We start from the raw sequence: 19072 nt of genomic DNA on the forward strand, positions 1-19072 counted from the left end.
TTGGCTTTGTGGGGCGGGTACTCAATACCCGCCCCACAAGATCAAGGCTTTTTCTCGTTTCCGGGTTCTTCCGGGGAAGGAAGTTGGAGAGCACCCAGATTGGAACTCGCTTCGTTACACTTAGTTACAATTGGTTTCAATTCCTCAGTCGTGGATGCACTATTTCTGAAAAACCCCGTTTCTTCCCAGGTTTCTCGTTCCCAAATCAATATTTTCGTAGAAATTCGGTTGATCGGGGTAAGTCCTATTCCTGCAATCATAAGTTTTTAGACAATCTGGTTTGTACGCTGTGGATCGTGCTATCAAGGAATTTCACAAGTCTTTAAACGAATTACACTCGGATAGCAGAAGGTTGGGGAATATGAATGTTGCGGGCAATTGGTTTAATTCGCTGACCGAAAGTTTACTGTCGCACCGTCGCTACATTCCAGCAGCCCTGACTCTTTGCACAGGTACGAGTTTGTCATTGGCAGCCGCAGCCGTTGTGTGGCATGGGGAAAACCAACGACTGCAAGCTCAATTTCATCAGCAAGCCGATCGCCTGAGTGTGGCATTGCAGCAAAGCATTAACAAAAATTTAGAATTTCTGTACTCACTTGAAGGATTCTACAGGGCATCTACTGAAGTTACCAGAGAAGATTTTAAGCAATTCGTTCAACCTGCACTTGCCCGAAATGCGGCTATACATTCTGTTAACTGGATTCGGCGCGTGCCGGCTGCCCAAAAAGCAGCTTACGAAGCCGCAATTCGAGCCGAAGATTTTCCGGCATTTCAAATTTACGAGCGAACTCCTGACAAAAAGCAGGTCAAAGCAAAAGTGCGATCGGAATATTTTCCAATTATTTACAGAGAAGCACTAGAAGAAGATAACAAAGTGATCGGTTTTGATGTTGCCTCCAGCCCCGATCGCAAAGCAGCTTTAGAGAAGTCGGTGAATACCGGGAAAATAGCTGCTTCGGCGCGGATTAGATTAGTCAGCAACAATCAACCGGGATTGCAAGTATTTCTGCCAGTACCCCGCCGCTCAACTTCTGCTGATAACTCGGTCAACGGCCGCCAAAACTTCATGGGAGTTATTGCGGGTCTGTTTCAGATTACCAATATGGTCGATTTCTCTTTAGAATCGCTAAATTTAGACAAGATTAATTTTTACCTATACGACAACTCCGCTACAGAGAAAGAACGCTTTCTGGTGCGCTACGACTCACAAGCTAAGCAGTTGATAGATAACCCAAAACACGAAAAGCCCGAGTTAACTAATCTCGGACAAATCTGTCAAATTTCTAGTGATTGCACTCGCTTATTTAACGTAGCAGACCGCCAGTGGAGGCTGCTAGTTTTGCCAGGGAAGGGGTACAACGGTATGAGGACGCATCAGGGTTCGCTGGCAATTTGCGCGATCGGGCTATTGATGACTGGCAGCTTGACGATTTACCTGTTGATGTCTCTAGAACGTACCGCAAAAGTAGAACAGCAAGTGTACGATCGCACCATTCAACTAAAACAGCGCACCGCTGAACTAGAAACAGCACTAAAAAATTTGCAGGAAGCTCAATTTAAACTAATCCAAACTGAAAAGATGTCCAGCTTGGGGCAGTTGGTGGCTGGAGTGGCCCACGAAATTAACAACCCTGTCAACTTCATCTCTGGCAATCTGATCCATACAGGCGCATATACGCGAAACTTGCTGGAACTTGTGGAAATATACCAGCAGCAATATCCGAACCCAACGGCCGAAGTGCAAGCGAAACTACAAGAGATTGATTGGGAGTTTATCAGTGAAGACTTGCCTAAAATCTTAAAATCTATGAATATGGGAGCAGAACGCATCCGCCAAATCGTCCTTTCTCTGCGGAATTTTTCACGTTTGGATGAAGCTGAAATGAAGTGTGTTGACATTCACCAAGGCATCGACAGCACCTTGATGATTTTAGATATTCGACTGAAACCCCAATCTGGTTTTCCTGGCATTCAAGTCATCAAAGAATACGGGGACTTGCCCTTGGTGGAGTGCTGGGCGGGACAATTAAACCAGGTATTTATGAATGTTTTGAGCAATGCAATTGATGTTTTATATGAAGAAACAAGTAAATTTTTACCTAATGGTAAAACTTCCTATGATTCGGCTTTTTTACCTAAGATTAGGATTCGCACTGAACTTTTAAGTTCTAATTGTGTATGCGTGCGAATCGCTGACAATGGAACGGGCATGACGGAGAATGTCAAAAAACGTTTGTTTGATCCGTTTTTTACTACCAAGCCTGTAGGCAAAGGTACTGGCTTGGGATTGTCTATTGGCTATCAAATAGTGGACAAACATCAAGGTTCACTCAGGTGCCTCTCGGCTCCGGGAGAGGGAACTGAATTCTGGATTGAGGTGCCGGTGCGGCAACAGTCTAAGCAATCTGTTTCTAAGGTTTCACCTGCGGTAGGTGCCAGTTGGAATTAGCGGAACACATCTCACTTCTAGCGGAGTCTTACTGGGAGCATGTCAATGAAAGCAGCCAAGCGAGAAATTGGAGTTTGGAGCCAGGAGACAGGAGCCAGGAGGAATGAGTCAGAAGAAATGAGCCAGGAAGCAGGAGCCAGAAGAAGTGTTTTTACAAATATAAGAGGCTCCATAATTCCTGTTTAGAAAAGGTGAACTATCCGCACTCTACTTGGGAAAGGTGCGGATTTCGCACTCTACTGTTAACAGTTAACGGTCAACTGTTATACTTATAAGTGCGTGCTAATTTCAGTCGAATATTGCCGAAAACAAATATCTTGGGTTTTACCCACTACGGTTCAGTTAGTGCTAAAAAAACAGATTGTGCGTAGTGCGTAGGTTGGGCGGAGTGGAACGAACCATCCGTTTCACTCCGCCCAACATTTTCGCTACAATTTTCCTTAACTGAACCGTATTGGGGTTTTACCCGTCGTGACAATTTATAATTGTAGCGATGCCAGATTACCAATTATTAACTACGATGTCTTTACAATCTATTAGCATTCCGCCAACAACCGATCGCAAACCTGTTGCTTTGATTGTCGCTTTGCACGGATGGGGTGCTAATGCTCGGGATTTGACTTCCTTAGCACCGGCTTTCAATTTGCCGGATTATCAGTTTGTGTTTCCCGATGCCCCATTTCCCCATCCGCAAGTAAGGGGTGGCAAAGCGTGGTATAACCTTCAAAGCAAAGACGCTCAGGGATTGGTAGAAAGTCGGCAATTGCTGAGGGAATTTTTGCTGTCTTTGGAAGGCAGCACGGGTGTGCCTTTGTCTCGCACAATTTTAGGCGGTTTTTCTCAAGGTGGAGCGATGACTCTAGATGTGGGATTGACTTTGCCCGTAGCGGGTTTAATTTGTCTGAGCGGTTATTTGCACCCGATTTCGCCAGTTGCTGGGAGTGCTTTGCCACCTGTTTTAATCGTGCACGGTACTCAAGATACTATTGTGCCTGTTAGTGCTGCTGTGCGATCGCGCGAGAGTTTGACGGCTTGGGGAGCTGCGGTGCAGTATCAAGAATTTAAGATGGGACACGAGATTCTGCCGGAAGTTATAGATGTAATGCGAAGTTTTGTTGTAGAAACTGTGTCGAAATCTGATTAAAGGTTTAGGATATAGTATGGCGGAAGTCTCGGGCAGGGGAAAAAAATGAAAACTTTAACCAAAGCATCGCGCGATATTGCTGTACTTACTTCTCAGGACGTGGCAGAATTGGCTGTCCGTTTGGAAGTTGACGATTATACAGATCCTTTTGAGGGATTGAATGATTGGCATTTGTTGCGATCGCTTGCCTTTCAGCGGCCGGAGCTGGTTGAACCTTATCTCCACCTTCTGGATATGGAAGCCTACGACGAAGCATAGGCTTAAAAATCTAGCTCAAAAATTAAGGGCGGAATTGAGGAAGAAGTTAGCAGCATATTTTGTTGTGAATTGAACAGATGAGTTATGGATTTTTATCTATTTTCATCTTAACTTCTTTCTTGATTCTTTTTTATTAACAAATGACATGAATGGCAGACGAATTTTAATCGGCGTTAGTGGCGGGATTGCGGCTTATAAAGTTTGCGAAGTAGTTTCAACTTTAGCAAAAGCTGGAGCGGAAGTTAAAGTTATTCTTACTGATGCTGCAGGGGAGTTTGTAACGCCTTTGACTTTTGCTACTCTTTGCCGGCATCCAGCTTTTACTGACAAAGATTTTTGGCAAGCAAGTCACGGGCGCCCCCTGCATATTCAACTGGGAGAATGGGCGGAAGTTTTTGTGATTGCTCCTTTGACAGCTAATACTTTGGCTAAGTTGGCGGGGGGTTTTGCGGATAATTTGCTGACTAATACTGTTTTAGCTTCTACTTGCCCAATTTTGCTGGCACCGGCGATGAATACGGATATGTGGGAACAGCCGACGGTGCAGCGGAATTGGCGGGAAGTGTTGACTTATCGGCGCTATCATGCTGCGAATCCGGGGGCGGGAATGCTGGCCTGCGATCGCGCGGGTGTCGGCCGCATGGCAGAACCTTGTGAGATTTTGTTTCATATTGAATCGCTGTTGTATGCGAAGGGCGATCGAGATTTAGCGGGCCTTCGGGTGTTGATCAGTGCGGGAGGAACGCGGGAACACCTCGATCCAGTGCGGTTTATCGGCAATCCTTCCACGGGCAAAATGGGCATAGCTTTAGCGCAAGCTGCACAGCATCGGGGCGCGACTGTGACGCTTGTACACACTATAACTGGGGAATTGCCGCTCTCAGGTATGCGGGCGATCGCAGTTACCAGTGCACAAGAAATGCGGCAGGCGATGCTGCAATGTTTTCACGATGCGGATTTGACGGTGATGGCTGCGGCGGTAGCAGATGTGAGGCCGGCTGAGTACAGTAGTGAGAAATTGCCGAAGCGATCGCTCCCGAATTGTTTACCGTTGGCACCGGTAGCGGATATTGTGGCAGAGTTGGGAAAATTGAAACAGCCGCACCAAAAATTAATCGGGTTTGCAGCACAAACTGGGGATATTGTCAAGCCTGCTTTGGAGAAATTGCAGGCGAAGAAACTGGATGTAATTGCCGCAAACCCGATCGATCGAATAGGTGCCGGTTTCGGCAGCAATACCAATCAAGCAATATTAATTAATGCCGCCGGAAAGCAAGTAGAAATAGCACCTTGCAGCAAGCTAGAAATGGCTCACCGATTGTTAGATTTTGTGATGGAAGGGTGAGGGCGCGATTTACTCATTAACTGGGATTAATTACTACTGGTTCGGACGATAATTCTGATTCCCCAAAATCCGTTGATTCCGAGTCAGCCGACAACTCAGTATCTGCGACAGTAATTTCTAGTTTAAATCCTAATGCTTCGAGCAGTGCTACCAAACTATAAATTTCCGAACCGCCGCTTTCAGTCAGCATCTTGTCGAGTTTTTCGTGATGCTGTTTTGCTGACTCCGAAAGAGCATTCATCCTGATTTTAGCCTCAATCACCTTTCTGATGGCATTTCTCAAAAGTGCGGGTTCAGGGTCTTTTTCTTCCAAGATAGCCCCGATAAAACCACCAGCGTGTTCGGCATCTTTGAGAGATTCAATTAGGGACTCGCGGTAGCTATCGCTGGTAGGCATTTTCATTTCTTTCATAGTCTGCCGAATACTCCTTCGCTTTGAGAATATCTTGTTCTTGGGTACTTTTATCCCCACTACAGAGCAGAAGCACAATTGTCGCTCCTATTTGTCTAAAATAAATCCGGTAGCCAGGGCCGTAGTTAATCCTGAGTTCGCAGACACCATCTCCGACTGACTTATAATCCCCCAGATTGCCGAGACTAACTCGCTCAAGCCTTGCATCAACCTTAACTTGGGCTTTGCCATCTCGTAGGGCGTAGTACAACTCTAAGAAAGGAATTCTGCCATCCGGTCGGATGTAACGTCTAATTTCCCTGGGTTGTATTTCCATAATTTTATCCTAATTCATTAACAATTCCTATCGTAAGCGCGATGACAGTGCATTAAGTGGGCCAATAAATCATACTTAAGACAGAGGTATTCGATCGACAAAATAGTAAACCTTGTTTGAGGAAACAAAGTTTAAATCAAACAGGGGAGTGTGAATGAATTTTAAATCGATCGCAAAAACCAATCTACTATTCGGCAGCCTGATAATTAGCCTCGGATTGCAAGCACTTCCAGCAGCAGCGCAATCAGTCACCGACGCGCAAGTTTCCGCCCTCGTAGAAGCGCTGCGACAAGCCGCCCCGCCACAAGCAGCAAATGACGGAATGTACAGTCAGTGGCAAGTTTTACCGAACAATATTTCCCGCTGGGCAAAATTCTGTACCAAACAAGATTTAACACCGCAACAATTTGAGGCCGACGCGACAAAAGCCAAATCAATTGTTACCTGTATCGTGGGCGATTTGCTGCGCGACGAATACAAAGCTAGCAGCAACAATGAAACAGCCGCTGTACGCCGCGCAGCTTGCTGGTGGATGACTGGGGACTCCGCAGCTTGTAAAAGTGGCGCAACTGCTACTTATGCCGATAAAGTTGTCAACGTTTACCAGCAGCAGCGGGCTAAAAAGTAAAGTTTGTGCTGGCGGAATTTAGATTTTTTTGACCGCAGATGGACGCAGAGGGTTTTGTGCTGATGGACAGATAATAGCGATTTGATATCAAATTCAATTATCCTATAAGCGCCAAAGATTCTTGAGAACATTAATCAGCTCTTTCTGTCGTCGAGCGATTACTTCTGGCGTCCATTCCTGTTCCCGCAGCACTTGGGTAGTAAGCACAAAGGGTGAAACGCCCGTTTTAGTAGTGAAATACTTCTGCTTTTTCACATCAAAATCATAATTTTGTGCCAGACTGTTTTTCGCACGAGATAGCAAAACTAAGTTGCCAAGACGATGCACATATTGATCGCGCTCTTGCTGACTAGGAAACGACTTCATCCACTCACTATTAGCCCCTGGATTTTGGGGAAGTACGTGCTCGACAGTAATGTTGGAGAAGTTGTAAGATGCTTCACCTTCTGATAGAGCAGCATCTAGGCGCACCAAAACATAACCACGAATTTTTTGAATTAGGTAAAGGTCACTATCGAGGACTCTAAGGATATTGTTTGACTCTTCAGGAGTAAACTGGAGCGGTGAATTGGAATTGAATAAATCTTCTTCTTGTTCAATAGCAGTAAGCAATCTGCTGTAACGTTCAATCCGTTCATTGATATTGGCGCGGACAATCATTAAACCTGCCGCTAGGCGGTCTAAATCTGTAAAAAAACGCACCAAATTATCCGGGTTATTACGGTTGCGCGATAGGTAGAAAATGGCAGGCGGTATCCAGTCAAAATTATCAATTCTGTCTAAATATTTAAATAGTTGATTAATTTCCTCGGCACGCCGCTCGCTTTCATAGGTTAAGTTTTGAATTTCGGAAAAAGCCTTAGCATAAGGATCTAAAATTTCATCAATGAATTGCTGAGACCCTGCGGCAGGATTGATGTTTTCCTGAAACTCTTTAAGGATACTCTTGCTAAGTTTTTTCTTTTCCTTAATCATCCGAATATGAGAAAACAAGTCTTTGAATAACTCGCGTCCCAGCTCCTCCTCGGTATCTTCCCACTTTTTAGTATATTTTTCTTTTTGCCCTTCTGGTATTTTTCCAATAATGTCCGCTTTCAAGATATCAGTTAGGGAGAGATCCAATCCCCTGTTGTTCAACACAGAAAATATCCGATATGCAGAGTCAAAGTCAGGCGTAGAAACCACTACCAAGAAGCACTGGGTAATCAGGAACTGGGCAAGACGTATACGGTGGGATTCCGCGATAGTCTGCAAACGTTGCAAGAATAAATGTGCATTTTCTTTAATAAGCTTCTGAGTATCCATCAGCTCAGCATTGTTCAATTTTTGGAGCTTGTTAATACCACCTTCATTTTGAATATATTCCTTGAAAAATTCTGCATCTCGCTCGCGCAAAGTCAGACGGTAACGATTATCTATACCCGCGATTAAGCTGCCTCTTTGGTATAGATAAGTGGTCAAGTCATTGGCGTGTTCTGTTGGCAATGATGCTCGGAGAGCAGCTAGTAGTATGGTGAGAGTTGTTAGACGTTGCTGACCATCTACAACTTCAGCATCTGGCGGCCCAGATTTGATCAAAACAATGCTGCCTAGAAAGTACGGGTTGAGTTGATCAATCGTGTCGTTACCATCTCCCAATGATGTTAGGAGGTCTTCCAGCAGTTCTCCAGCTTGCTCATTTGTCCAAGCATAGGGACGCTGGTAGAGGGGAATGGTAAACATAAAGTCATCGCTAAAGATTTTCCTAATGGGGTGTTCCTCACCCTTGATGCTGACACGGTTCATGCTTGGTTCCTGTGTTAGGTGTGGTTGGTAATTGCTTCCCGAAAGTCAATTTTCCCTGTTGCTAGAATACCATGCTCAAGCTTGGAAAGGCGAACTCTCATCTTAGCCTGTGCAGGCTGGTTTCATTCGTCCCGCTGTAGGCTTCAATCTGCGGCTGAATTACCCATTTTCCGCCTGACTTCTCATCAACTTTTGCACGCTGGCTAAAGCCCGATTTAATTCATAACTTTTTCTTTCTGAATTCTGCAAAAAAGCCTGCTGTTCTTCTTCAATCATTACCACATCCTGCCGCACCAAACCATCTAATAACTTTTGAGCAGCACCGAAACAACGATCTTTGATAAACCTGCGAAACCAAACAGGCAATTTGTGCAGTCGCCAAAACGCATTTAATGAGGTAAAATGAATTAAATAAGCGCGAGTTGCTGTCTCGCTCACCGGACAAACCAAGCAGTAAATCTTAAAGTCGCTCCCCAAAGTTGAAACCCAGTGTGGGTAAACATAACTCACCTCCAGCGGTTCCGGGTGCAGTCGGCGCAGAGATTTAAAAAATAACTGAGAAATTGACCAAATTTTATCTATTTTGTAATAACTTTGTGCCTGATAGCGAGCAGTTACTTGATGCTCGTTTTCTTCTAAAGTATCTAACACGGGATTTGCCCAAGCTTGCCAATCATCATGCAAGTGTCCGTGGTACATATCCATCAAATTTTCAATTAAAAATGAATAGTGTGCCTGACAGTCGATGACTGAAACAGTGGCAATATAATTGAGATGTTCCCACTCGGATAAATCTAATAAATCTATTTTTTCGGCTTGCGTTTCGTCGCCGGGAAACAGCCAGATAAAACCGTTTTTTTCCTGGACTGGGTAGGAGCGAATTTTGCAGTTAGGTAGCTTTTGATTTTCTGCTAAATAATCGACTTCGGCGCATTCTCCCCTGGCATTTAACCGCCATCCGTGGTAAGCACATTCGATTAAATCGCCTTTAACTTGGCCGTGGCTGAGTTTAACTTGCCGATGGGGACATCTATCTTCTAAAGCGTTGATTTTGCCGGCACTGTTGCGGAAAAGTACGATCGCCCGATTCCAGATTTTCGCAGCGACGGGCTGAGTTTGCACCTCGGTGCTGCGGGCGATTGCATACCACCGACCGAGATTAATGCCCAACTCGCGGATGTGAGTTTTTTCGCCCCTTACAGAACCCGATTTTATCGCGTTGTTTTGCATTACAAATGTTCCCAGATTACGCCCATAAAACAACCCAATTTTACAAAATAACAGCCCGGAAAGCAACGACCGTAAATTTTTCTAAATCTCCCTTCTGACAAATACCTGTCGCTAGCTAAATGTTTCAACCAGCTTGGCGACACTCTAAATCTTAATAATCTTAAAGCATTGCGAAATCCGTAGGTGGAACAGTCGGCCTTAAAATCTCTCGCTGCCCCTAATATGTAGCCTATTGTAGCAGGTGTCTCGACTTCCGATATATTATCTAAAAAGACGATTTTTCCGTGCGGATTTAACAATTTTTTAATTGCAGCGAGGGCGGCAGGGAGGTTAGGCAGGTGGTGAAAAGTAGCAGCACTAACTATTAAATCAAATTTGCGATCGAGCGCTAATTGACTGGCATCCATTTGGAGGTATTCGATATTAGGGGCTGAGCGTTTTTGACGGGCGATGTCCAGCATTTTTGCTGATAAATCGACGGCCACTACATTATCGTAATACTGGGCTAATTCAAAAGCAAGAATTCCCGAACCGCAACCAATATCTAATACTGCACCTTTGCTGGCCGATAAATTTTTAGTAAAGAAATCGTTCTGGCTTTGCAAGGTGGCGGCGAAATCGTATTCTGTTGCAAAAGCATCAAACATTACAGATTTATTGCGAATTTTGCAGTTACTCTTCAGCATCTATTATTGCTTTATACTCATTCAATAATATTTTAACCGTATATCCACCCCCCTCAACGCAGATATTTTTTTTGTTCGCAAGCTCTGCCTTTTCTCTTCAGGGAAACCACACCCACAAACCATAACTCATCTTAAAAAAAGAATGCAACTGTAGGAAAGCTCAAAACCCTTGTTGAATCAGTCATTACCATTTATTCAAATCTAAAATCTAAAATCTAAAATCTAAAATGGTATGACAGGGGCCGGGTTTCACCGACAATACCAGCCGATAATTGACGATTTATAAAACGCCCCCCGCTGCCAAGTTTAGAGTTTTAACACGCCTTCGGGATTCACCGTCAAGAGCGATCGCCTCTGCAAACCCTCCTGGTATAAAATAGCATTAGCTGCCAACAAACCGCTGCTCACTGCCCTTTCCATTAAACCGCACGGAAACGGCATTTTTACCCAATCTCCCGCAAACAAAAGATTAGGTACAGCGCAGCAAGTCTCCGGGCGTTCCGCATAACTACCGGGCGGATATCCAGAGAAATTCTTTTGATTTACCAATTCCCGGTGCAGCATACTTGCCTCTTTTAATTCCGGTACAATTTCGTACAATTCTTGCTCAAAAGTCGCCAACAAAACTTCCTGATTCGGAAATTCCTTCTCCTTGTAACAATAAGCGTGCAGTTCCACTACACTACCGCCAGTTTCCTGATTCCACTCGATGAACTGATCCTGAATTCGGTGGTAAAGCGTAATGCTGTCAGTCAGTTTGTAGCCGGAAAGCGAACTGAAATTGCTGTGTTCCCAGGGAAATTCGCGATCGAACCAAAAACGCCCCACGGCAAACGGATCGGCTACTTTCAAGCTCTCGATCCGGCTCTGCACCTGCGGATTCACCTCACCCCGGGCCAAACTAAACAAATGCTGCATCCCCGGAACATCGGCCGCCAAAACATAATAATCAGCCTTCAATGTTTCAGCCAATTTTTGCGGCTGCGATTGGTTAACCGCTGCTGCTAACTGTATTTCATCTGCTTTTTCATCGACTACCTTAAATCGAGCCAAATCTCGCTGAGCAGGCCCAGTCACAACTCGCCCTTCAGCATCAAAAACTGCCCCGTGACAAGGACAGTGAAATTGACCGTCGTTCTGTTTCTTAACTGTGCAGCCTTGGTGAGTACAGCTCAGAGAAATTGCTTCTTTTCCCGACGGTGCGGCGGCAAATACGCTGTCCCCAGCGCCGAAATATTCGGTAGAGTTGCTGTCAGTTAACAGCGCGTTTCGCTTCACCCAAAAAGGTATTTTACTTTGCACGTCTCCAGACTGGTAACTCAGAGAATCAATCTTGCCGTTTTCCCAGCGAATCTCACTGACGGCAACATCTGTCAATACTTTGCCGCCTTTGCTTTCAATCGCTCTGGCAATAGGCTGCACCAAACTCGTGCCCATATCTTGCCGCGTACCGTTGAAGGCCAAACCCTCTGGATTTCCGAAAAAGTAAAAGTGGAAAAATTGCATTAATTCTCCCGCGCTCAATTCGTCGGGCGCGTTGAGGCTGGACTTGGCAAAAGGCAGAAAATACAAGTCATAAAGTCCGCGCGGAAATTCACCTTTTACCCAGTCGGCAACTGATATATTGTCGAGGCGATCGAAAGTTTTTTGAGTTTGAAAACCCCCGATTTCCCGAAATACTTGCCAGTGAGCGGGTTTGGTAAGATTGATTCCCCACTTGAGCCGATTGGGAGAAGATATCCCCAAATCAACTATATTCCAGGGAAAAGCTGAATGGTTAGGACGGAAAACTTCGGGTTTGTATTTGCCGTCTCGAAACAGAACGGCGTAGGATTCTAAAGATACAAAGTTATCAGTAATTTCTAGTTCTTCAACCACACTTTTGAGGTTGTAGTATTGTGGAAAAAAACCGTGGAAACCGTGTTCCATCATAAAAGTTTCGTTCCCGACTTGTATCGGCCAACTAGCAATTTTGCCGCCGAGTTGGGGCGATTTGTCGAGCAATGTTACGGCGAAACCCCGCTGGGAGAGTTCGTAAGCACAGGCAAGCCCGGCCAAGCCTGCCCCCACAACTGCAACGGTTTTGCGGTTATTCAGCATTCGCGGCAAGTCAAGAGAATCTTGCACAAAAATGGTGGGTTCTGGCTTGGAAAATCGAGAGTAGCCCAGCAGCCCGCCGGCGGCACCGACTCCGAGGAATTTGAGGGCGGTTCTTCGAGAAACTGGTTGGGATAGCGGTGAATTGGTTGATTGACTCATCAGCGGTACGCGGTAACAGGCTTTAAACACAAATACGCCATAAGGCATATATCATAGACCGAAAGCAGGATATGTGAAGAAATACTAAGACACATTCCCCAGTCCGATCGCGATCGCACCGTGCCAAGTTCGATCGCACACAATGTATAGCGGAAGGAACAAGGCTTTAGTTATTTAGGAGATAACCAAGAGTAAACAAGGAAAAAGCGATCGACCGCATAGCGTAAAATCTTCTAAATAATTAAGTGTTTTTATTTATATTGCTCAACTCTTGGCAACCGCCGCCAATGATGCTAAAAAAGTAGGAGATTTGCGGGTAAAATCTTATCCCAAAGGTAGTGTCAGCGAATTGTACGAAATAACCGGGTAGATATCCGATGCTAAACAATTAACCAGTAGATCTTTAAGTAAGTTGGCGCGAAAAGATTTAACTGTTTTAAAACAAGTCAATACAGAGAATATATCTACTGAAATTACTCAATATATGGTCGCTCGATTTAGGCTATTCCTCACTCAATACCAAGACCAAACCCGATTCAACCTGAGAAGTGCAGAGGTGCCGCAAAAAGTCAAAGACGCCCCTAGAGGTAATGCCTGTTAAATGCACCTGGCTGCTAGAGTGAAAACACGACTTAGGTGAAGAAACCGGGTTTTTATGTAAGCCCTGTTTATGCAAAACCCCTGCATAATTTACAAACTTTTACATAAATCGCGAATTTATTGGTGCAGGGACTCTGTTGGTGCCGGTGTCCACACCCTACGGTAGATATTTGCGGTTGGTCTGGAAGGCTATAATCGTGCGGCGATCGCCAGCACAGTCAAAATTCCCACCCACATCCCAACTTTTGCCAACTGCTGCCGCCAACGGCGCCCTCAACCGCCCCAAAATCATGCACTACCAATCCCAGCAGCAACGCCAAAAACACACCACTCAGAAAAAAATTAAAAAAGCTATTTTTTACTGCTTGATAGCAATATTTTTCTGCTGGAACACCGCGAACCTCCCTACAATTGCCCAAAACACAGGCCAGGGCGGGCTTAACGGCCAAGAAATGAGAAATTTGCTCGATCGGGGAAACCTCACCGAAGCCGTAACCAGAATCGAAGAAACCTGGGAAGAAGACTATCAAACATACTTTGAACAAGACTTTGACACCCGTGCGAAAACCGCCGAAGCAATATCCAAAACTCTCTCCCGCCTAGCAGTTCAAACAAAGAAAAAACCTGCTTTAATTTACGCTATCCCGCGCACCGACCAACTAGAATTAATCTTAATATTACCCGATCGCCCACCCATTCTTCGCAGCATCCCGGAAGCCAAACAAGAGAAACTCCTCTCAGTAGTCCAAGAATTGGGGAGCGAAATCACCAATCCCGTAAAACTCAACACCACCAGCTATCTAGAACCAGCCCAACAACTCTACAAATGGATAGTTGCACCCCTAGAAACAGATTTGCAAACAGCAAAAATTGAAACATTGCTGTTCTGCGCCGGCGCAGGTTTACGAACCGTACCCCTAGCAGCAATGCACGACGGAAAGCAATTTTTGATCCAAAAATACAGCCTCGCCCGCATCCCCGCCTTCAACCTCATAGACATCAATTACGCTGACCTCAGAAACGTGCAAGTCCTAGGAATGGGAGCATCAGATTTCGCAGAAACGGCAAACAAAGAACCGCTGCCAGCAGTGCCGTTAGAACTCGGCGCGATCGCCCGACAGTGGCCCGGTCAATCCTTTCTCAACGAAGATTTCACCATAGTAAACTTGCAATCCCAGCGACTGCAACAAAGATACGGAATCATCCACCTTGCCACCCACGCCGAATTCCGCCCCGGAACCCCAAATAACTCCTACATTCAATTTTGGGACACCCAACTGCGCCTCGATCAAATGAGAGAATTAAAATGGAACAATCCGCCTCTTGAACTGTTAGTATTAAGCGCCTGTAGAACCGCCTTGGGAGACAAAGAAGCAGAACTCGGATTTGCAGGTTTAGCGCTGCAATCAGGAGCAAAATCAGCCCTCGCCAGCCTGTGGTACGTCAGCGATGCGGGGACTCTCGCCCTGATGACAGAGTTTTACCAGCAGTTAAAAATCCGCAAGCCAAACGACCCTCCAATCATTAAAGCTGAAGCTCTCAGGCAAGCACAAATTGCGGAGATCGAAGGCAAAGTGACGATCGAACGCGGTCAACTGCGAAGTGCGCGAGGCGACATTCCCTTGCCCCCGTCCATCCCCAAACTCGACAGCAAAGATTTATCCCATCCGTATTATTGGGCAGCTTTCAGCATAATCGGCAGTCCTTGGTAAGTGGGCCTCTTGACCGACACTGGTGATAGGCTATAAAACATAAGTAATTTAATATCTGTAGCTGTCGCTCAACAAGCCACCACCAACCTGTGACAAATCAAGCGGGAGCCTTCCAGGGGAAACAACAATGAAAAAATTAGAATTTTTGCTACAGAAAGAGGGCGATCGCGCCTGGTTGCCCCTAGAAACCTCCGACGTGGAAATTCTAGAAGGTAAATACCGTGTCGTTGCTCGCATTCAGCACCCCAACACCGACATCGAAATTCGCGTTACCCATACTTCCTTCGACCAAGGGGCGCAGCGGAAAGTCCAAAGCAGATCGGCCCGCACCAACCCCGAAGGATTAGTCGTGATCATTCCCTACACCAGGCTCAAACCCGGACTGTGGGAACTCTCCTGCTTGCCAGATCCCAAAGCAACACCACTAAAACCTTGGCAGTACGGCGTTCAGTTGGAAGTATTGCCCGCAGAATCTGAAACCTCCGAACCCCTACCGCCGATCGACCAAACCGAACCCGCAACTTCCCCCGCGGCACCACAAATCGCAGCACCGGTCGATCGCCCAGCCCCACAAATCACAGCACCGGTCGATCGCCCAGCACCAACCCAAATCCCAGCAGCCGATTCAGCACCGCCGCAGACCAAAATCTACCAATTCCCCATTCCCCAAACCCCCGAACCCAAACCGGGCGTCCAACTCGAACTCGTCCTCGATCAAGAAACCTTCGTCACCCAACTCGGTCGCCCCTTAATCATTTCCGGCAAAATCGACATTCCCCAACCCCCCCAAAAAACCAGAAAAACAGCAACTCTCATCCCTGAATCCGAAGCAATAGAACTCAAACAACTCATCGGTTCAGCACAACTGCAAATTTACCTGCGCGACCCCCAAACCTCAAAAATTCTCGCAGAAATCCAGCAGCCGATGCCAGAACAAGTTCCCCCCTGCATCTTTGCCTGCGTCACCTACATTCCAACCGAATGCAAAAGCCGCCTAATTTTAGGAGAAGCAATTCTTAGCAGCGGCGGCGTCACCCTAGCCACCAAACTATTCACAATTACAGCTCGTTTAGAGCACCTTCTCCAGGAAATTAAAGACAATTTCATCGAAGAAAAGCATCAAGCCGAACCCTCCCCAACAGCCTCAAAGCCGTCTGGAAGCGCCAAAAATATATCCTTCCTCAAGCTAGTAGAAAAATCCTTAGACCCTCCATCCCCCGCCGAAACCCCAAGCAAGGAAGCCTTACCCCCTCTACTGACTTCGCGTCACACCCCAAGTGCAGCCGGCCTAGAATTGCCCGCATTCGGTAACAAACTGCCCGACAGCAGCAGATCGCAATTGCTGTCGGAAATCTCCAATTCGCCTGGAACGGTCGCAGAGTCGATCGACCCACAAACCAAACCCTCAGACATCCCAACTTCCCCTAACACAGCGGAAATGGGAGCGATCGACCAAAAACCAGAAAACAGCCCCGAATTAGAAACAACCGCCCCAGAAACCCCGCCAGCACCCACAAAACAGGCATTTCAAACCTTAAACGTCGAAAGTCGATTTTGGTCGCGACTGAGTTCCTTAGCCAGCAACGGCGAATCCCCCGACTGGCTCAAAGCAACCACCCTGTCACCAACTCCAACAGCCGCCGCAAATAGCAGCGACGCTATTGCCGTTGTGGAAGAAAGCAGCTTAACCCAACAGCAACCCGAAACCAGCGAAACAATTTCCGATCCCAAATCTACTAGCCCGGAAGCCAGAGAATTTGTCGTTTTTGACGAGCCCCCGCAGCCGAAACAAGTTGCTCAAAAAACCACAACTGTCGCAGTAGAAGACACTCCCCCGACCCCCTACGTTTTGCCAGAAGACGAGTTAGTACCGATGCCGATTTTGGAATTGCCGCGGGCCGAAATCCTCGCCGGCGGGCCCGTAAAAGTGCAAGTGCAACTGCCGGAATTAATGCCCCGGATTTATGTGAAAGTTTGGGTGTACGATCGGCAAACCTACCTGATTCTCGACGGGCCACGCTGGATTACCGAATTTAAATCTAACGGGTTGGGAAACGTGCGAGCAAGCGTCGAGTTAGAGATTCCCTACGGCTGCATGGAAGTCGAATTTGAGGCGATCGCCGTCGAAATGCAAACTCAGCGGGAAAGTCACAAAGTAAGCGTTCACCGCCAAGTTTTACCCCCAGCCGGGCCAACTTTACCCCTGGATGGGTAAGCCAAAATCCGCGTGCATCCGCGTTGCTCCGCTGACATCAGCGGTAAAAAAAAGCCTCTTGACAAAAGACTATTATAAAAATCTGGATTTGGCTGCGAGAAATCGAGGCATAGGCCCGATTTCTCGCCCGCGCGCGCCAGTCTTAATCTACTTACCAGTCAACTGCCGAAACTTCTTCTTAAACTTATTCTTATACACGTAGATCGATCGCTGTAAATCCTCAACTTGCAGCGACATCTCGGCCGCCAAACCGGTGCGGTTCCAAACATCCTCCTCACACTTGCGACGGCAAAAATTCATCGGTTCTGAGTAAACTTTCCCACTAGATAAAGTCGGTTTTGGGCCGCACCAGTGAATCACCGTCGCCTGAGTACGATCGCCCGCAGGCCCGCTTTCTTCCACCGGAAACTGCTTTCTCAGCAAATCCTGGTCAAAATCCGGCACCAACAACTGCATATCCACATTCTGGACCCGTAATCGATTTTCTTGTGCCGCCCGGAAAATCATAAAGTTCAAAAATCCCATTTCTCCGTACTTAAATATCCCTGGGTTTGCCGCCGTAAAATCTAAAATTTTCACGTATTCTTCCAAGCTAAAAACGCCGCGTTTAGCAAAGAAAGTACCCGTGCAGAAATAGTTCGATCGCGATTCCGACCAACGAAAATTCGGGAAATGCTTTTCAACGCCCGGAATGTCAAAGAAAAATTCCGAAACATCCGCATCCGGGTAATCGTAACAAGGCTTGTCTACAATAAAATCAAAGTCTTGAAAATTAGCCAATTTGAGAACATCGCCCCAGACAATCGTATCGGCATCCAAAACCATAAAATTTGACCAAGGACTTTCCCAGAAAGCAATCATTTTAGTTTTGCCCCAACCAAAACTTCTTTTTCTGAGAACTTCTTCAGAAACAGTTGTGCGATTGATAACTCGCACCCCGTAGGACTTTTCCAAAGCACTCACAGAAAACGTACCGTCAATCAACAGACAAATCGGCACATCTCCCAGAAAATAGCGGATGCTAGCACAGCAACCCTTAGCAAACAGATAATCCTGGTCGCAGCAGGCAATAATAATACCAAAATCTTCCATAAACCCTCACTCTTTTACTAATACCATTTACCCAAAATAATGCGACTGTAGGCAAGCTCCAAACCTTTATATCATCAGTTACTCCCAATTCTTTAAGCGAAAATGGTATAACTTGCTTACCCCCAGCGTTTGGGTTTTTTGTTCTGACAGCAGCTCTATTTTCGACTTCTGCGTTTTCGCCAGCTTAGCACTAAACTCCTGCGATCGTCCGTAGGTAAAAACATCGTTAAAACCTCTAGGAATCTTGGATATAGTGCGTCTGCCAAGCCACTGAGCTTTCCTTGCGCCAACAGCGGGTCAAGCACCACCAGTTGCCGCCATACTCAAACAACAAAAAAGTTGTGTTAAAATAGCGGAAAATTAAACCCGCCGACGGTTAGTCTCAAAAATGGCGATCGTCTTGGCAAGTCCCGACGGCAGCGGCCATCAAAAAACCAAAATTGTTCAAGCCTGAACTTTGGTTGGGATCGGGTAAATCTACCAGCCTTTAGCTCTCAGTTCCCCACTCATAGCGGGAAAATCGCCCCTGCCGGGTCGCCCGGTTTAAAGTTAGGTTAAAAAGCTTGACATTATAGGATATAAAGCTGTATAAGGGATGCGACAAGCAGCCACAATCCTACCTATAACAGTCTGTTAAGTCGGGCGTAACCGAGGACTCTGGGCAGTTGTCAGTTAGAGGTAAATTGTGGTCGAACCCATAAAACCAGTTGTCGATCGCCCGCAGAGCAACTCAAGCAAGTCTGGCGATCGAGAGATGAAATTAGCACGTGATGGTATAATCAACTGTAATGTAATGTGGGCTTGACCTGAATTGATGCCTGGGCGGTATAAGGGCTCAGCCCCTTAAGTTCAAGCAGAAGTAGACACGCCTACTGTGAATCAACAGTTATGGATAGGTTCTATTTTGGCAGTTATTGTCAACAGGCAAGCAACCACAAAAA

General features: G+C 46.2%; 15 protein-coding genes. 7 read left to right on the forward strand and 8 right to left on the reverse strand.

Going from position 1 to position 19072, the window contains the following annotated elements; genetic code table 11:
- Nucleotides 1-41: 41 nt before the first annotated feature.
- Nucleotides 42-260 carry a hypothetical protein gene (locus QUA74_RS06455; RefSeq protein WP_333326234.1) on the reverse strand — a complete coding sequence of 73 codons (219 nt, stop codon included), beginning with the start codon at nt 258-260 and terminating at the stop codon, nt 42-44.
- Nucleotides 261-289: 29 nt separating this feature from the next.
- Here QUA74_RS06455 and QUA74_RS06460 point away from each other — a divergent pair, with 29 nt between their 5' ends.
- From QUA74_RS06460 to coaBC, 4 genes are all read left to right on the forward strand, one after another.
- The gene (locus QUA74_RS06460; RefSeq protein WP_445302125.1) at nt 290-2449 is read left to right on the forward strand and encodes a CHASE domain-containing protein; all 2160 of its coding nucleotides are present in this window, start codon (nt 290-292) and stop codon (nt 2447-2449) included.
- A gap of 520 nt (nt 2450-2969) precedes the next feature.
- On the forward strand, nt 2970-3593 hold the full coding sequence (locus tag QUA74_RS06465; protein ID WP_333326236.1) for an alpha/beta hydrolase: 624 nt from the start codon (nt 2970-2972) through the stop codon (nt 3591-3593).
- Nucleotides 3594-3638: 45 nt separating this feature from the next.
- Nucleotides 3639-3851, forward strand: coding sequence for a protein IsiD (isiD, locus tag QUA74_RS06470; protein ID WP_006632739.1), 213 nt, complete (start codon nt 3639-3641; stop codon nt 3849-3851).
- 145 nt (nt 3852-3996) lie between these two features.
- The gene (coaBC, locus tag QUA74_RS06475; protein WP_333326238.1) at nt 3997-5196 is read left to right on the forward strand and encodes a bifunctional phosphopantothenoylcysteine decarboxylase/phosphopantothenate--cysteine ligase CoaBC; all 1200 of its coding nucleotides are present in this window, start codon (nt 3997-3999) and stop codon (nt 5194-5196) included.
- 16 nt (nt 5197-5212) lie between these two features.
- On the opposite strand, the gene QUA74_RS06480 is transcribed toward coaBC, so the two are convergent.
- Nucleotides 5213-5608: a transcriptional regulator gene (locus tag QUA74_RS06480; protein WP_333326240.1), complete on the reverse strand. Its 396-nt coding sequence runs from the start codon at nt 5606-5608 to the stop codon at nt 5213-5215.
- Nucleotides 5577-5924, reverse strand: coding sequence for a type II toxin-antitoxin system RelE/ParE family toxin (locus QUA74_RS06485; protein ID WP_333326242.1), 348 nt, complete (start codon nt 5922-5924; stop codon nt 5577-5579). Before QUA74_RS06485 ends, QUA74_RS06480 begins: the two co-directional genes overlap by 32 nt.
- A 154-nt stretch (nt 5925-6078) precedes the next feature.
- Between QUA74_RS06485 and QUA74_RS06490 the strand changes: the two genes are divergently transcribed.
- Complete coding sequence (locus QUA74_RS06490; RefSeq protein WP_333326244.1) at nt 6079-6552, forward strand: hypothetical protein; 474 nt, start codon at nt 6079-6081, stop codon at nt 6550-6552.
- A gap of 102 nt (nt 6553-6654) precedes the next feature.
- Here the strand turns inward: QUA74_RS06490 and QUA74_RS06495 are convergent, their stop codons facing one another.
- From QUA74_RS06495 to QUA74_RS06510, 4 genes are all read right to left on the reverse strand, one after another.
- Nucleotides 6655-8337 carry a DUF262 domain-containing HNH endonuclease family protein gene (locus QUA74_RS06495; RefSeq protein WP_333326246.1) on the reverse strand — a complete coding sequence of 561 codons (1683 nt, stop codon included), beginning with the start codon at nt 8335-8337 and terminating at the stop codon, nt 6655-6657.
- Between the two features lie 159 nt (nt 8338-8496).
- Complete coding sequence (locus QUA74_RS06500) at nt 8497-9567, reverse strand: aromatic ring-hydroxylating dioxygenase subunit alpha (RefSeq protein ID WP_333326247.1); 1071 nt, start codon at nt 9565-9567, stop codon at nt 8497-8499.
- Complete coding sequence (locus tag QUA74_RS06505; RefSeq protein ID WP_333326249.1) at nt 9567-10253, reverse strand: class I SAM-dependent methyltransferase; 687 nt, start codon at nt 10251-10253, stop codon at nt 9567-9569. Before QUA74_RS06505 ends, QUA74_RS06500 begins: the two co-directional genes overlap by 1 nt.
- 306 nt (nt 10254-10559) lie before the next feature.
- Complete coding sequence (locus QUA74_RS06510) at nt 10560-12512, reverse strand: FAD-dependent oxidoreductase (protein WP_333326251.1); 1953 nt, start codon at nt 12510-12512, stop codon at nt 10560-10562.
- 740 nt (nt 12513-13252) lie between these two features.
- On the opposite strand from QUA74_RS06510, the gene QUA74_RS06515 reads away from it, so the two are divergent.
- Both QUA74_RS06515 and QUA74_RS06520 read left to right on the forward strand, forming a co-directional pair.
- Complete coding sequence (locus QUA74_RS06515) at nt 13253-14824, forward strand: CHAT domain-containing protein (RefSeq protein ID WP_333326253.1); 1572 nt, start codon at nt 13253-13255, stop codon at nt 14822-14824.
- Between the two features lie 127 nt (nt 14825-14951).
- Entirely contained in the window at nt 14952-17039 is a 2088-nt protein-coding gene (locus QUA74_RS06520; RefSeq protein ID WP_333326255.1) for a hypothetical protein, read from the forward strand.
- A gap of 147 nt (nt 17040-17186) precedes the next feature.
- Here QUA74_RS06520 and QUA74_RS06525 read toward each other — a convergent pair whose 3' ends face one another.
- Nucleotides 17187-18131 carry a hypothetical protein gene (locus QUA74_RS06525; protein WP_333326257.1) on the reverse strand — a complete coding sequence of 315 codons (945 nt, stop codon included), beginning with the start codon at nt 18129-18131 and terminating at the stop codon, nt 17187-17189.
- Nucleotides 18132-19072 lie beyond the last annotated feature (941 nt).

Origin of the sequence: Microcoleus sp. LAD1_D3 (genome assembly GCF_036702135.1) — a bacterium.
Lineage (GTDB): Bacteria > Cyanobacteriota > Cyanobacteriia > Cyanobacteriales > Microcoleaceae > Microcoleus.